The organism is Salegentibacter lacus (assembly GCF_020164555.1).
Taxonomy (GTDB): Bacteria; Bacteroidota; Bacteroidia; order Flavobacteriales; family Flavobacteriaceae; genus Salegentibacter; species Salegentibacter lacus.
Genome location: NZ_JAIQZB010000055.1, coordinates 1 through 1,226, shown reverse-complemented (window position 1 = coordinate 1,226; position 1,226 = coordinate 1). Strand labels below are relative to the sequence as shown.

3 protein-coding genes are annotated in these 1,226 nt (G+C 44.9%); all 3 read right to left on the bottom strand.

The features are described from left to right. Positions 1 to 487, bottom strand: a 487-nt coding sequence (locus tag LB465_RS18045) for an IS66 family transposase (protein ID WP_394370954.1), incomplete at its 3' end; no start/stop codon positions are given. A gap of 42 nt (positions 488 to 529) precedes the next feature. Further along, the gene (gene tnpB / locus LB465_RS18040) at positions 530 to 883 is read right to left on the bottom strand and encodes an IS66 family insertion sequence element accessory protein TnpB (RefSeq protein ID WP_224471310.1); all 354 of its coding nucleotides are present in this window, start codon (positions 881 to 883) and stop codon (positions 530 to 532) included. Beyond that, positions 883 to 1,152, bottom strand: a complete 270-nt coding sequence (tnpA, locus tag LB465_RS18035; RefSeq protein ID WP_224471309.1) for an IS66 family insertion sequence element accessory protein TnpA — start codon at positions 1,150 to 1,152, stop codon at positions 883 to 885. The genes tnpB and tnpA overlap by 1 nt, the downstream gene beginning before the upstream one ends. Positions 1,153 to 1,226 lie beyond the last annotated feature (74 nt).

Sequence of the window (1,226 nt, the reverse complement as noted above, 5' to 3'; positions counted from 1 at the left end):
CTTCGGCAATAGATTTTTCGATAGGACGTGTGGGCAGTGGTGCGATTACTACCCCTAGCTGGTCTTTTCTGGCATATTTAGGCCGAATGGTACGCCTTTTAACCAAGCTGGCCGGGGTATACTCGAGGGTTTCACTAACTTCCTGGCCAATCTTTTTCAGCGTGCTTACATCTTCCTCTGGTTCAAGAATGACTTCTCGCACCGGAAGGTGTTCCGGCAAGCTACCACGGCCCGGGTGTTTTTGTTTTTCCCGGGTATAGGTGATCGTTTCTTTAGGGCTAGCTATTTGCCCTGTTTTATCTGAATCTTCAGAAAAAAGTGACAGTTGCTGCTCAAGGATCTCAGGAATAAAACGTTCAGATTTAAAGCCTTGAATCAGTTTATAGAGTTGCCCGAGTTGCACCTCCAAAGCGGAGATCTTCTCCTTAAAGGCTTCATTGGACTGGCGAAGTTGCTCGTTTTCTCTTTGTAGCTCCTGATGCGTCATCGGGTAGCTAAAATACTACCCTTGTTAAAAATATACCAGTATTTAACCGGCTTTTTTATAGCGTTTTCTTCGGGTAATATTAGTGATGGCTACCCCATCGATAAGCATCACCAGTTGGGTGTAATCCAACTGGAGTCCTCCCACGGATTCATCGTAATCGGGCAATTCAAAGGTGCCACGCTCCAGTCGCTTGTAGTATAACACAAAGCCTCCGGACTGCCAATGCAGCAGCTTGACCTTATTGCGAGCTTTATTGATAAAAATATAGACCGAACCATCCTGAGGACTATGGCCTAACTCTCCAAGTACCAAACCACATAATCCGTCAAAACTCTTACGCATATCGGTACCAGGAAGATATAACTGATAATTCAGGGAACTGCTTAAGGCAAACATTACAGGGGAATTTCAATTTCTACGCCATTACCCAAGCGGATGTGCATACTCCTGGAGGATGTTGGGGTGGTAGAAGGGTCGGCTGACAATGAAACAAAATTGCTTTTTGCGGGTTTTGTAACTTGCTCCCTGGGAAACTTCTGGATCCAATAGGACAGCTTGCCTTTGCTGATTCCATGGGCACGTGCAAAAGCTGATTGGTTTTGATCTGATTCATAAAAGCTGGTGACCAGCTTACGCATTTCTGTGGCAATTGAAGATCGGGTCATTTTTGATTATATTTAGACCGCTAAAATATGACCTACATGGTTCTCAGTAAAGATGCACTTAGACGGACGCATAC

Excerpts from the sequence above, each read along its gene's own strand:
- tnpA (WP_224471309.1), bottom strand. The coding sequence starts at position 1,152 with ATGACCCGATCTTCAATTGCCACAGAAATGCGTAAGCTGGTCACCAGC.
- tnpB (WP_224471310.1), bottom strand. The coding sequence starts at position 883 with ATGTTTGCCTTAAGCAGTTCCCTGAATTATCAGTTATATCTTCCTGGT.